This window comes from Catenulispora rubra (genome assembly GCF_015356825.1).
GTDB lineage: Bacteria > Actinomycetota > Actinomycetes > Streptomycetales > Catenulisporaceae > Catenulispora > Catenulispora rubra.
Window position 1 is genome coordinate 1 of record NZ_JAACYW010000153.1, and the last position, 13,987, is coordinate 13,987.

Here is a 13,987-nt window from a genome sequence, read left to right on the forward strand (position 1 = left end):
ACACACGACGAGACCTCCGAAACCAGGGTTCCTAGACAGTCCCGATGTATCAGAGGTCTCGTTTCACATACCAACCAGCAGTTCAGGGCCTTGACACCCACCCCAAACCCTTAACTACCCGCTCTTGCGGACCGGTCAGCTTGGCTGCGCCCGCCGACGCGACGGGGAACCCGGGACAACCCCACCTGTGGGATCGGTCCCCGCACCTCCCGCTCGACGCCTCACCGCCGCGCGTGCGCCCGGGTGGACCACGTCCACACCACAGGCCGGGGTTGTCCCGGTTCCCTCGTCGCTGTCGGCGGGCCCTGCCAATCAGGTCGGACAGGCGGTGTCAAGTCGCACGAGGCCAGACCACAGCGGCGGTGATCCGACTTGATACCGCCTGGCCGACCTGATTCCGTTCACGGCGACGACAGCGATGAGGGAACCGGGACAGTAGGCGACCACAAGCAGCGTCCGCCGCTTGACTACGCGACCCCCCAACCCTCCGAGCAGAGGCCCCCGCCGGAGGCGCCTGCCCTTGATCTCAGGCACCCACCACACGCGGCCGCCACCCGCCTGCACGGCGCATGCGCAGTGACTCGGACCCGTGCGTGGTCGTGCACAGCGACACCGGCTAGCCGCCCGTGCGACCCGCCTGGCACAACCGAACTGCGTCCCCCTGCGAGGTCATCAAACCATGTGCGAAGCCGTAAAAAGCCCTTAAAACCCACAAACCAACCGCACCCGCTACACCCATCCGCCACCAGCACCCACACCCAGCGCCGTCTTTCTGGGGTTCGGGGCGAGAAGCGCGGGCAGGCTGAGCAAGCTCCGCGAACCCGCGAACCCGCGAACCCGCGAACCCGCGAACCCGCGAACCCGCGAACCCGCGAAGGCCGGGCCGGTTGTCCTCCGCGCTACTGCTGCGGCGCGAGCAGGAAGCGCACGCCGCCGTCGTCGGCGACGGTCGCGTCCAGCTGCTGGTCGTTCAGGGCCTGCGCGGCCTCGGGCTCCAGGAAGACCCGGGCGGTCCCGGTCTCCACGACGGCGTCTCCGGCGTGCGGGCCCTGGGTGAGGGACAACGAGAGTTGACCCTGCCCGCTGTTCTGGGCCGCGCCGTGCGAGACGATGCGCAGCCCGGCGCTTTCGTCGGGCAGGTCGGACTGGTTGGTCAGGTTGTGGACGGCCTCGGCGGCCCGGTCGGTGAGAGTCAGCAAGACTTCCTCCGGGTGCTTGATCATTGGGCCCCAACGTATGGCGCGGGCATTCTCCGCAGGAGAGCTCCGCGACAGCTGCAGGGATCGGTGTACCCGACGCCGTTAACCCAGTCCTGGAGTCCTAAACATCAGGTGTCACGCCTGCGGTGTTCACCATCACCCGATCGGGTGTGTTTACGTCTTGCCCGAGCGGTCACCAGGTATCGACGCTGACCAGCGAGGTCGGCCCGGGATCGAGGAGCAGCCGGATGAGCGCGACCGACCGCCGTGACGTGATCGACGTCCTGTCCGGCGACCACCGGACGGTCGAGGGCCTCGTGGGCCGGCTGGAGACCGGCGGCGGGCCGGACGTGGCCCGCAAGTCCCTGGTCGACGCCCTCGCCCTGGAGCTGGCCTGGCACACCCAGGCCGCGCAGCGCTACCTGCTGCCGCTGACCAGGCGCGTGCTGCCGGAGGGCGACGTCCTGGCCGACCAGCACACCGCCGAGCACCTGACGGTCGAGCACATGGTGCGGGACCTGGAGGCCAAGGATCCCTCCGACGCGCGCTTCGAACCGCTGCTGGCACAGTTGCTGGCCGCCGTACATGGGCATATTGACCATGAGGAGCAGATCACCTTCGTCGAACTGGGCCGCGAGTGCGACCCGGGCGAACTGCTGGCGGTCGGCGAGCAGCTGACGGCGGCCCGACACCGGGCGGTCACCGGGTCCCTGCCCGCCCAGCCCCGTCCGCCGGACGTCGAGGCGGGACCCGCGCCGAGCGTCGTCGACTGGGTCCGATCGGTCCTCTCGGAGGCCTGAGCGCGGCCTGACCGCGGACTGAGCGCGGATTGAGCACCGTGGGGGAGCGCGCCGGACCCGGGCCGGAGCAGACAACCAGGGGGCGGAAGGAGGTAGCGATGAACACCTTCGCGAAGTACGAGATCGGCAGCGAGGTCCGCTGCCACACCGAACGGTGCGGCGACCTGGTCTGCGTCGTGGTCGACCCGGTCGCCGAACGCCTGACCCACCTGATCGTGGTGGCGCGCGACGGCAGCGCCGGCCGCCTGGTGCCGGCGGACCTGGCCCGGCCCGCCGCGCACGGCGTCGAGCTGGACTGCACCAAGGCCGAGTTCGACCGCCTGGAACCCTCGGTCCGGACCCACTTCCTGACGGCCCCCGACGCCGAGCAGCGCTACGGCCTGAAAGAGGGCGAGGTCCTGTACTGGCCCTTCTACGGCCTCGCGCCGGCCGGCGCGGCCATGGGCCTGACCTGCATGGACCCGCTGGCGGCTCCGCGTATGGAGATCGAGGACCGGGTGCCGTCCGGCGAGGTGCGGATCCGGCGCGGCGAACGCGTCGCCGCCCGGGACGGGCACATCGGCCACGTCCGCGGCCTGGTCGTGGACCCGGCCGACGAGGCGGTCACCCACGTGCTGCTCGACGAGGGGCACCTGTGGGGCCACAAGCGGGTGGCGATCCCGGTCGGCGAGGTGGCCGGCATCGACGCCGAGGGCGTGGCCGTCCGGCTGACCAAACACCAGATCAAGGACCTGCCATCGGTGGAGGTCGCCGGACTGGACTGACCCGGAACCACGACGAGCGACAACCTGCGCGGACGGCGTCGCCCGGACCACAGGAGCGCGCCGTCCCGCGCACCACACGGCACTGAAACCGCCGCGACCTTCCGCCTTCCGCGAGGTCGCGGCACTGGTACAGGATGGGGGTATCGGGCGTGGCCCGCGCCCCGTATACGAACGGCGGACTGAATGGAATCCCCTGAGCCCCGGTCGGACCGGCCGGCCTCCACCGACCCGCGCCTGGAACGCATCCTCGGCGCGCTGCGCGCCGTGCGCGACGGCGACTTCCGGCGGCGCATCGTCGTCAGCGGGGACGACGTGGTGGCGGAGATCTGCGTGCTGTGCAACGACATCGCCGAGGCGAACCAGGGCTACCTGGCCGAGCTGGAGCGGGTCGGCGCGGCCGTGGGCCGGGACGGGGCGCTGGGGCAGCGCCTGGCTCCGGGCGCCGGGGCGGGCGACTGGGAGCGGCAGCGCGAGACCGTGAACGTGCTGCTGGACGATCTGGCCCGGCCGCTGCTGGACACCGGCCGGGTGCTGGCCGCGATCGCGCAGGGCGACCTGTCGCAGCAGGTCGTCGTGGACGGCCGCGGGGACCTGGCCGACGTCGGCCGCACCCTGGACGACATGCGCCTGACGCTGCGCACCCTGGCCTCGGAGGTCACCCGGGTGGCCGGCGAGATCGGCAGCGACGGCCGCCTGGGCGGGCAGGCCGAGGTGCCGGGGGCCGCCGGCACCTGGAAGGACCTCACCGACTCGGTGAATCTGATGGCCGGCAACCTGACCGGCCAGGTCCGCGACATCGCGCAGGTCGCCACTGCGGTCGCGCGCGGCGACCTGACCCGGCAGATCACCGTGGACGTGCGCGGCGAGCTGCTGGAGCTGAAGACAACCCTGAACACGATGGTGAACCAGCTCTCGGGCTTCGCCGACGAGGTGACCCGGGTGGCGCGCGAGGTCGGCAGCGACGGCATCCTGGGCGGCCAGGCGCGGGTGCCGGGCGTGGCCGGCACGTGGAAGGACCTCACCGACTCTGTGAACCTGATGGCCGGCAACCTGACCACCCAGGTGCGCAGCATCGCGCGGGTGGCCACCGCGGTGGCCTCCGGCGACCTGACCCAGACCATCGACGTGGACGTGCGCGGCGAGATCCTGGAGCTCAAGGACACCCTGAACACCATGGTCGAGCAGCTGTCCGGGTTCGCCTCCGAGGTCATCCGGGTGGCGCGCGAGGTGGGCACCGAGGGCCGGCTGGGCGGCCAGGCCGAGGTGCCCGGCGTCGCCGGCCTGTGGCGCGACCTCACCGACGCGGTGAACTCTATGGCGAACAACCTGACCAACCAGGTGCGCAACATCGCGCAGGTGACCACCGCGGTCGCGCAGGGCGACCTGGGCAAGAAGATCGACGTCGACGCCCGCGGCGAGATCCTGGAGCTGAAGACCACCATCAACACGATGGTCGACCAGCTCTCCGGCTTCGCCGACGAGGTGACCCGGGTGGCGCGCGAGGTCGGCACCGAGGGCAACCTGGGCGGCCAGGCCCGGGTGCGCGGCGCGTCGGGCACCTGGAAGGACCTGACCGACAACGTCAACGTCATGGCGAACAACCTGACCGGCCAGGTGCGCAGCATCGCGCGGGTGGCCACGGCGGTGGCCTCCGGCGACCTGACGAAGAAGATCACCGTGGAGGCCAAGGGCGAGGTCGCGGCGCTGGCCGAGACCTTCAACGGCATGGTCGACACGCTGTCGGCGTTCGCCGACGAGGTGACGCGCGTGGCCCGCGAGGTCGGCACCGAGGGCATGCTGGGCGGCCAGGCCCGGGTGCCCGGCGTGGCCGGCACCTGGAAGGAGCTCACCGACCGGGTGAACGTGATGGCCGACAACCTGACCAACCAGGTGCGGAACATCGCGCAGGTGACCACCGCGGTCGCCAACGGCGACCTGACCCGCCGGATCGACGTGGACGCCCGGGGCGAGATCCTGGAGCTGAAGACCACGCTGAACACCATGGTGGAACGGCTCTCGGCGTTCGCCTCCGAGGTCACGCGGGTGGCCCGCGAGGTCGGCACCGAGGGCAAGCTCGGCGGCCAGGCCACGGTCGAGGACGTCTCCGGGACCTGGCAGCGCCTCACCGAGTCGGTGAACCAGCTGGCGTCGAACCTGACCACGCAGGTCCGCGCGATCGCCGAGGTGGCCACGGCGGTGACCGAGGGCGACCTGACCCGGGCGATCACGGTCGACGCCTCCGGGGAGGTCGCCGACCTCAAGGACAACATCAACCAGATGATCGCCAACCTGCGCACCACCACCAACGCCAACCAGGAGCAGGACTGGCTGAACACCAACCTCGCGCGCATCGCCGGCCTGCTGCCCGGCCGGCGCGACCTGGCCAGCGTCGCGGCGATGGTGCTGGAGGAGCTGGCGCCGCTGGTCTCCGCGCACAGCGCCGCGTTCTTCCTGGCCGAGTCCGAGGACGGGCCGCTGGGCTTCGCCGACGAGGCCGCGGACGTCCGGCTGCGGATGATCGCCGGGTTCGGCTACGCCGCGGCCCCCGGCGACGGCCCGGTGTTCGCCCCCGGGCAGGGCCTGGTCGGGCAGGTCGCGGTCAGCAAGAAGACGGTCGCGCTGACCGGCGCGCCGGCCGGCTACGTGCCGATCCGCTCCGGGCTCGGGCAGACCGACGCCACCAACGTCATCGTGCTGCCGGTGCTCTTCGAACGGCAGACGCTCGGCGTGATCGAGCTGGCCTCGGTCAACGAGTTCACCCAGACCCACCGCGACTTCCTGGAGACGCTCAAGGAGACGATCGGCACCGCGGTCAACACCATCACCACCAACGTCCGCACCGACGCGCTGCTGCGCGAGTCCCAGCGCCTGACCACCGAGCTCCAGAAGCGGCAGAGCGATCTTCAGGAGTCGAACAACGAGCTGGAGGACAAGGCGGCGCAGCTGGCGCGGCAGAACAAGGACATCGAGATCAAGAACACCGAGATCGAGCAGGCGCGGCTCACCCTGGAGGACCGCGCGCAGCAGCTCGCGCTGGCGTCCAAGGTCAAGTCCGAGTTCATGGCGAACATGTCGCACGAGCTGCGCACGCCGCTGAACAGCATGCTGATCCTGGCCCGGCTGCTGGCCGACAACGTCGAGACCAACCTGACCCCGCGCCAGGTCGACTTCGCGCAGACCATCCACTCGGCCGGCTCGGACCTGCTGGAGCTCATCAACGACATCCTGGACCTGTCCAAGATCGAGGCCGGCCGGATGGAGGTGCAGAACGAGTCCTGGCCGATCGCCGACCTGGCCGAGGGGCTGGCCGCGACGTTCCAGCCGCTGGCCGCGGAGAAGGGGCTGCGGCTGCGGGTCGACGTCACCGGCGGCGCGCCGGCCACCGTCACCGCCGACAGCCAGCGAGTCCAGCAGATCCTGCGCAACCTGCTGTCCAACGCGGTGAAGTTCACCGACACCGGCGAGGTGACGCTGCGGGTCACGGCGGCGCGCGGCGCGCACGGCGAGCCGGCGATCGCCTTCGCGGTTGTCGACACCGGGATCGGGATCGCCGAGGACAAGCTGGAGCTCATCTTCGAGGCCTTCCAGCAGGCCGACGGCACCACCAGCCGTCAATACGGCGGCACGGGCCTCGGCCTGTCGATCAGCCGGGAGCTGACCCGGCTGCTCGGGGCCGAGCTGCGGGTGTCCAGCGCACCGGGGCGGGGGAGCACCTTCACCCTGCAGCTGCCGATCGAGCCGCCAGCCGCTGACGCCAAGGCCGAGCCGTCCGGCGCGGACCGGCTCGCCGCGGACGGCCACGGCGACGCCCAGGCTCCGGCCGCGGTGCTGGTCATGGAGCCGGCCGGGACCTCCACCCTGGCCGATGCGGTCGAGTCGGTGCTCGACGAGCTGACCGGTATCAAGGGCCGGGTCGCCGTGACCCGGCTGACGACGGCGTCCGATCTGAACGGCGTGCTGGCCGGCGGGGCGCGTCCGGTGTGCGCGGTGGTGGACGTCGGGTGCCCCGAGGACGAGGTGCGCGCGGTGCTGGACGCGGTCGCCGCCGGTGCCTCCAGCACGCCGGTGATGCTGTACGAGTCGGTGGCCGACGACGGCGCCGCGGAGGCGCTGCGCCGCTCGGTCCGCGACGCCGCGCGCTGGGAGGTCGCGCACTCGGTGCCGCAGGTCGCCGAGCGGGTGACGCTGCACGTGCTGACCGGTGCCCCGCGCATGTCCGGGCCCGGCGCCGAGCCGGAGCGTCCGGGGCGGGAGCTGCCGCGCTTCGACGGGCAGAAGGTGCTGGTCATCGACGACGACATCAGGAACGTCTTCGCGCTGACCAGCGCGCTGGAGCTGCAGGGGCTGTCCGTGGTCTACGCCGGCAACGGCCGGGAGGGCATCGAGCTGCTGAAGCAGAACGAGGACGTGGCGCTGGCGCTGATGGACATCATGATGCCGGGGATGGACGGGTACGCCACGACCGCGCGGATCCGGGCGCTGGACGGGTTCCGGGATCTGCCGATCGTCGCGGTCAGTGCCAAGGCGATGAAGGGCGACCGGGAGAAGAGCCTGGCGGCCGGGGCGAACGAGCATGTCACCAAGCCGGTGGACATGGATCTGCTGCTGCGGCTGATCAAGGACTTGATTCAGGTGGGGTGAGCGGCGCGGCGTTGGTGCGTGGCTTGCGCGCCGGCGGTGTGCTGGCGGTGTGTGCTGGTGGTGTGCCGACGTTGTGCCGGCGGTAGGTCGCCGGCGCCGTCCGGCCGTGTGACCGGTCCCACCTGGCGGGTTCCGCAGGTACGGGGCGCGGGCGCGTGGGATTATTAAGATGGCACGCTGTGCCGGGAACCGGTGGGCACGCGGCGCCGTCCAATCACGGCGTATGGGTACCACGGCGAAGAAAGTAGCGTAAAGGGCTGAGCGGATGAGTCAGGACTTTGCGTCGAACGACCCCGCCCCGCGCGACCGGTTGCGCGCGGCGGCTTCGGCCTTCGCCGAGGAGCGCCGGCGGCAGCTGGACGAGGAGCGCGCGTACCGGCGGGACGCCATCGTCGACCAGGCGGTCGGCGTGGTGATGGCGCGCTCGGCGTGCGGCTCGGCCGAGGCGGTCGCGCAGCTGTCGGCGGTGGCACAGCGCTCCCGCAGACCACTCGCCGACGTCGCCGCCGACGTGGTGGCCGAGGCATCAGGCCGCGCCCCCGAACCAGGCCGCAGCCGCGAAGTACCGCGCCTGCAACCCCGCATCGCCGGCCTGGACCGCTCCACCGACGGCGACAGCCTGGCCCGCGGTCTGGCCTCCGAGGCCCTGGGCTTCTCCCACCCCTCCAGCGCGGCGATCGGCCTCCTCGACGACGACGGCACCGTCGCAATCGTCGGCGCCCACGGCTTCCCGACCCGAGGCATCCGCCGCTGGCGCCGCATCCCCCCGGCCGTGGACTGCCTGATCAACCGAGCACTCCGCACCGGCAAACCGGTCTGGACCGACGCCACCACCCAGGACCCCCCACCCCCGCTCGGCGAACCGGCAGGCGCCGACCGCCTCCGCACGCGCGTAGCCGTCCCGGTCCGCCTAGGCCGAGCCCTGCTCGGAGCGGTCGAGCTGGCCTGGCAGCCCCAGGCCGCGCTGGACGCCCGCGCCCGCCGCGAGGTCGAGGCGGTGGTGAGTGCGGTCGGGCCGTCGCTGCTGCGGACGATGGGGCCGGAGGGGGCGGCGGCCGGGCTTTCGGCTGGTGCGGTCGGCGGCGCGTTCGCGGGCGACTCGCCCTGGCAGGACTTGCTGGACCTGATGGAGCAGCCGTCGTTCGTTCTGTCCGGCGACTGCGATGAGCCCGTCGTCGTGGCGCGGTTCCAGGTGATCGCGCACAATCAGTCCGCCGCCGAGCTGATGACTCCTCGGCCGGCCAACCGCAGCGTCGCGGCCGTCGTGCCGTGGCTCGCCGCCGCGGACCTGCCCGAGCGGCTGGCTGCCGTGGTCCGCACCGGCGCACCCTGCCGGCTCGCGGTCCGGACCGGGCCGCTCGGCGTGGACTCGCTCACCGCGGTGCGGGTCGGGCTCGGCACGGTGGTCGTGGTCTGCCATCAGCCCGCCCTGGACCCGAGCGCGGCCGACGGTGTGCTGGAGCGACTTGCGCGCTTCGGCATCTGGCGCTGGGACGTTGATGGCGACCGCGTCGCCTGGTCCGCCGAGGCGCTGCGGATCGTCGACGCGCCCGGGCTCGGGGACTCGGCTGGCATTGATCGGCCGCCCTACACCGTGCATCCGGATGACACCGAGGCCGAGCGCCGGTTCGTCAAGACCCTGACCGTCGAGCGGCGGCCCGCCGAGGCCGAGTTCCGGATCCTGCACTACGGCGGCGAGCCGACGCGCGTTCGGGTCATGGCCGAGCCGGTCGGCGCGGGTGCGGATGGTGATGAGAGTGAGCCCGCCGCGGTCGTCGGCGTCGTCCAGGACGTGACCGAGTGGCGCCGCGCCGAGACCGGCCTGGAAGTCGCCCGCGTCCAGCTCGCGGCCCAGCGCTCCCGCGCCGACGCCGAGCGCCAGCTCGCCTCCGCGCTCCAGCAGGCGGTCGTGCCCAGCGCCGCGCGCAACCAGCCGCCGCGCAGCGGGGTGCAGATCGCCGCGCGCTACCGCCCGGCCAGCGCCTCGGCCGGCGTCGGCGGGGACTGGTACTCGGTGTTCCCGCTGCGCGACGACAAGATGCTGCTGGCCATCGGCGACGTCGCCGGGCACGGCCTGCCCGCCGCCTCGGCGATGGCCGACCTGCACCACGGGCTGCGCGGCATGGCGCTCGCCGAGACCCGCCCCGGCCGCCTGCTCACGCTGCTCAACGAGCTGGTCGAGACCATGCCGCAGTTCACCATCGCCAGCGCCTGCGTGCTCCTGTGGGACCCCGCGACCCGCCGCCTGACCTGGGGCAACGCCGGCCATCCGGCACCGCTGCGGATCCGCGCCGGGGTCGCCAAGCCGCTGTACGACGCCGTCGGCCCGATGCTCGGCGCCGATCCGCGCGCCGTGTACGAGGACTGCGAGGCCGAGGTGGCCAGCGGCGACGTCCTGCTGCTCTACACCGACGGCCTGGTCGAGCGCCGCCGCGTCGGCGACGACGAGACCATCGCGCACCTCCTGCACCAGACCCGCAACCCGGACGCCGACCTGGACCACTACGCCGACCGCATCCTGGACGGCGCGCGCTCGGACACCGACGACGACGTCTGCGTGCTCGCCGTCCGCTTCGAATAGCCCAGCGCACCGAGCACAAACGTTTGATCCGTCCAGGACAGGTCAACCGGAGGGGGTCGAAGGGGAGAGCAATGGCGCAGCGCGTCGAAGTGGCACCAGTGGCACCAGTGGCACCGCCGAACCGCCGGATCAGGACGCCGCAGCGCGCGTCCGTCGTCCTGACCGTGCCGGCGCACAAGGACTACGTCGTCATCGTCCGCTCCGCGGTGGCGCAGCTCGCGGCGTGCTCCGGCTACACCCTCCAGCAGGTCACCGACCTGCGGCTGGCCGTGAACGAGGCCTGCGCGCTGCTGGTCGGCGGTCTCGGGGTCATCGAGTGCCGGGCGGAGGTGCGGGCAGACGCGGGAAGCGAGGTGCTCCGCGTGACCGTCACCGCGCCGGCCGCCGGCGGCTTCGACGTCCCCGACGCCCCCGACACCGACGGCCTCGGCTGGAACCTGATGACCGCGCTGGTCGACGCCCTGGCCTGGGCCCAGGACGGCGTCACGGCACGCGTCAGCCTGGAGAAGCGGCGCGGCCTCCCCGCCGGCCCCGCCGTCCCCACCGGCTGAGCGGGTGCAATTTCCCCGATATGTCGCAGACTGAAAGAGGGGACGAGACCGAGAGGAGGCCGGCCATGGCGACCGCCGCCGTGAACCGTGTGATCGGACGCAAGTACGTGATCGGCAGCCGCGTCTACTGCACCGAGTGCCCGTGCGGCTATCTGGCCTCGGCCGTCGTGGACCCCGCGACCGGCCGCCTGGAGCACCTGATCGTCACCCCGGACCACGGCATCGACTCCCGCCTGGTCCCGATCGCCGCCGCGCACTGCGAGGGCGAGGCCGTCCGCCTGCACTGCACGCTCGACGACTTCAACGCCATGGAGCCCGCGGTGGACGTGCACATCACCCCGCTGGACCCGGCCCGCCCGCCGCGCCACTACCCGAACGAGGAGAGCTCCGCCTGGCCGTTCTTCGACCTCGGCCCCAGTAGCCCGAACCTCGGCCTGGCCGCGCCCGAACCGGTCCTGATGCCGCGCATGGCCTACGACGACCACGTCCCGGCCGGCGAGTCCCGCATCTACCCCGGCGACCCCGTCCACGCCAGCGACGGCGTCATCGGCCACGTGCGCGGCGTGGTGGTGGCCCCCGACGCCGACGCCGTCACCCACATCCTGGTCGACGAGGGCCTGCTGCGCGGCCACAAGCGGGTGGCGATCCCGATGGAGCTGGTCGGCGGCGTCGGCGAGGACGGTGTCCGGGTGCTGATGACCCGCAAGGAAGTCAAGGCTCTGTCACCCTGCCAGGTGGTGGCGTCCGCCTGAGGCGCCCGCACCAGGCGCGGCGGCGCCTATCCTCGGCACATGACGATTCAGCGCATGGACAACGTGGGCATTGTCGTGGAAGACCTCGACGCCGCCATCGCCTTCTTCACCGAGCTCGGCATGGAGCTGGAGAACCGGATGCGGATCGACCAGAGCTGGGCCGGCCGCGTCGTCGGGCTCGACGACATGCGCAGCGAGATCGCGATGATGGTGATCCCGGACGTCCCGGGCAAGCTCGAACTGGTGCGGTATCACAACCCTGAGGCGATCGTCCCCGAGCCGAGCGTCGCCCCGTCGAACACCCTCGGCCTGCACCGCGTCATGTTCGCCGTGGACGACATCGACGACACCATCACCCGCCTGCGCCGGCACGGCGGCGAACTCGTCGGCGAGGTCATGCGGGAGACCAACTTCCTGCTCTGCTACTTCCGCGGACCGAGCGGGATCATCATCGGACTGGCCGAGCAGCACAGCTGAATCAGCCCTCTGGTACGCCGATCGATCCCCGTCACAGTCGGCGCACCAGGGTACTGAATTCGTCTCCTGAGACATCTACCATCCGCTCACCGCGACCAGAGCACACTCCCGCCCTGCGGCACCATGTGATGCCGCGTCATCGGCGTCGAGGCCAGCGAGTTGTGCACCACGAACGCCACGCTCCCCGGCACGTACCGGTCCTCCGACCACTCCAGCGGCACCCCCGCCGGATCCGTCGACCGCCGCCGCTCCCGCAGCAGCGGGTCCCCGGCTGCGCAGCCCAGTAGCGCGGCGTCCTCGCGGTCGGCGCGTGCCAGGTCGATGGTGTGTTCGGCGTCTGCGACGAACACCCCGGCGCGCTCCAGGAACTCGGTGACGGACACGGTGTCCGTCGCCAGGTTCTCCACGATGGTGCCCACCGCCTCCGGGTACGTCGTGCGCTCCAGCATCGCCGGCTGGCCCGACAGCAGCCTGAGACGCACCACCCGCAACACCCGCGCGTCGGGCTCGCCGCGCAGGTGGCGCAGCTCGTCGGAGTCCGGCAGGTGCCAGCCCTGCCGGATCACCCGGCCCTCGGGCGTCTCGCCGATGGAGCGGGCCCAGCGGGCGAAGCTCTGCATCTGCGCGAAGTCCTGTACCGGCGCGTCGTCCAGGACCACCCTGCGGGTCCCGCGCCGGGACGTCACCAGGCCGTCCTGGCGCAGCAGCATCAGCGCCTGGCGGATGGTGCCGCGGGAGACCTCGTACTGCTCGGCCAGCGCCCCCTCGCTGGGCAGCTTGCCGCCCGGGCCGTACGCGTGCTCCGTGATGGCGTGCCGCAACTCTTCGGCGATCTGCCGATATCTCGGTTCCTGGGTCACCAGGAGTCCCCCGCTTCCGTGGGTCGTCGTGTCAACGATCTTAATAGTTGGCTACACAACTAGGTGTTGGCCATACAACTTCGATTTGTTCACCTGGTCCTGCGTTTCCGTCCACCTGGCATCCGCATAGTCCTTGCCGCGGGTGATCGCGGCCGACTCCTGGCCGCCCCGTCCGGGAGGAACACTGTGAACCGACGTCTGACGGGCATCGCCGCCACCGCGGTCGTCCTCGCCCTTAGCGCGACCGCTTGCTCGTCGAGCAAGAACAGCTCCAACAACAGCACCTCTGGCAGCACCAGCCAGGGCGCCGCCGCCGGTGGCGCCAAGGACGCCTCCAAGGCCACCACGGCCGCCGACCTGGGCGGCATGGACGCCCTGGTCGCCGCCGCGAAGAAGGAAGGCACGCTGAACGCGATAGCGCTGCCGAAGACCTGGGCCAACTACGGCGCCATCATGGACGCCTTCACCGCCAAGTACGGCATCAAGATCAACGACGCCAACCCGGACGGCTCCAGCCAGGACGAGCTGAACGCGATCAAGCAGCAGAAGGGCACCGACCGCGCCCCCGACGTCGTCGACGTCGGCCAGGCCGCCGCCACCTCCGGCGCGGCGTCGGGCCTGTTCGCGCCGTACCAGGTCGCCACCTGGTCGCAGATCGCTGACGCGCAGAAGGACTCCCAGGGTCTTTGGTACAACGACTACGGAGGCTACATCGCCATCGGCTACGACGCCGACAAGGTGAAGACCCCGCCGACCACCCTGAAGTCCCTGGACGACCCGCAGTACAAGTCCCAGGTGGCGCTGAACGGCGACCCGACGAAGGCCAACGCGGCGCTGTCCGGCGTGCTGGCCGCGGCGCTGGCCAACGGCGGCACCCTGGACAACGCCCAGCCCGGCATCGACTTCTTCGGCAAGCTGAAGAAGGACGGCGTGTTCGTCCCCGTGGCCGCCACCCAGGCCACCATCCAGTCCGGCACCACGCCGATCACCATCGACTGGGACTACCTGCAGGCCTCGGCCGCGACCGACCTGAAGGCCAAGGGCGTCAACTGGAAGGTCGTCGTGCCCTCCGACGGTCTGTTCGGCGGCTTCTACAACCAGGCGATCAGCGCCTCCGCGCCGCACCCGGCCGCCGCGCGCCTGTGGGAGGAGTTCCTGTACTCCGCCGACGGCCAGAACCTGTGGCTCAAGGGCATGGCCCGCCCGGCCGAGCTCCCGGCGCTGCAGAAGGCCGGCACCGCCGACGCCGCCGCGCTGGCCGCGCTGCCCGCCGTCACCGGCACCCCGCAGTTCGCCACGCAGGACCAGATGACCGCCGCCTCCAAGCTCGCCGTGTCCGGCTGGGCGAAGGCGACCGGCTGA

General features: G+C 71.7%; 10 protein-coding genes. 8 read left to right on the forward strand and 2 right to left on the reverse strand.

The annotated features are described in order from the left end of the window. Positions 1-899 precede the first annotated feature (899 nt). On the reverse strand, positions 900-1,223 hold the full coding sequence (locus tag GWK61_RS32770) for an adhesin (RefSeq protein WP_228563321.1): 324 nt from the start codon (positions 1,221-1,223) through the stop codon (positions 900-902). A 224-nt stretch (positions 1,224-1,447) separates the two neighbouring features. Here GWK61_RS32770 and GWK61_RS32775 point away from each other — a divergent pair, with 224 nt between their 5' ends. The 7 genes from GWK61_RS32775 (at position 1,448) to GWK61_RS32805 (ending at position 11,765) form a co-directional block, all read left to right on the forward strand. Next, positions 1,448-1,999 (forward strand): hemerythrin domain-containing protein, encoded by a 552-nt coding sequence (locus tag GWK61_RS32775; protein ID WP_194915561.1) that lies wholly within the window; start codon positions 1,448-1,450, stop codon positions 1,997-1,999. A gap of 98 nt (positions 2,000-2,097) precedes the next feature. Beyond that, a complete protein-coding gene (locus GWK61_RS32780) occupies positions 2,098-2,763 on the forward strand; it encodes a hypothetical protein (protein WP_194915562.1) in 666 nt (221 codons plus the stop codon). A gap of 183 nt (positions 2,764-2,946) precedes the next feature. Then, complete coding sequence (locus GWK61_RS32785; protein WP_194915563.1) at positions 2,947-7,404, forward strand: HAMP domain-containing protein; 4,458 nt, start codon at positions 2,947-2,949, stop codon at positions 7,402-7,404. A 265-nt stretch (positions 7,405-7,669) separates the two neighbouring features. Further along, positions 7,670-9,985 (forward strand): SpoIIE family protein phosphatase, encoded by a 2,316-nt coding sequence (locus GWK61_RS32790; protein WP_194915564.1) that lies wholly within the window; start codon positions 7,670-7,672, stop codon positions 9,983-9,985. Between the two features lie 71 nt (positions 9,986-10,056). After that, entirely contained in the window at positions 10,057-10,536 is a 480-nt protein-coding gene (locus GWK61_RS32795; RefSeq protein WP_194915565.1) for an ATP-binding protein, read from the forward strand. A gap of 65 nt (positions 10,537-10,601) precedes the next feature. Continuing rightward, on the forward strand, positions 10,602-11,288 hold the full coding sequence (locus tag GWK61_RS32800; protein WP_194915566.1) for a PRC-barrel domain-containing protein: 687 nt from the start codon (positions 10,602-10,604) through the stop codon (positions 11,286-11,288). A 39-nt stretch (positions 11,289-11,327) separates the two neighbouring features. After that, positions 11,328-11,765: a VOC family protein gene (locus GWK61_RS32805; RefSeq protein ID WP_194915567.1), complete on the forward strand. Its 438-nt coding sequence runs from the start codon at positions 11,328-11,330 to the stop codon at positions 11,763-11,765. 86 nt (positions 11,766-11,851) lie between these two features. Here GWK61_RS32805 and GWK61_RS32810 read toward each other — a convergent pair whose 3' ends face one another. Further along, complete coding sequence (locus GWK61_RS32810; protein WP_194915568.1) at positions 11,852-12,625, reverse strand: GntR family transcriptional regulator; 774 nt, start codon at positions 12,623-12,625, stop codon at positions 11,852-11,854. A 186-nt stretch (positions 12,626-12,811) separates the two neighbouring features. On the opposite strand from GWK61_RS32810, the gene GWK61_RS32815 reads away from it, so the two are divergent. After that, a complete protein-coding gene (locus GWK61_RS32815) occupies positions 12,812-13,987 on the forward strand; it encodes an ABC transporter substrate-binding protein (protein WP_194915569.1) in 1,176 nt (391 codons plus the stop codon).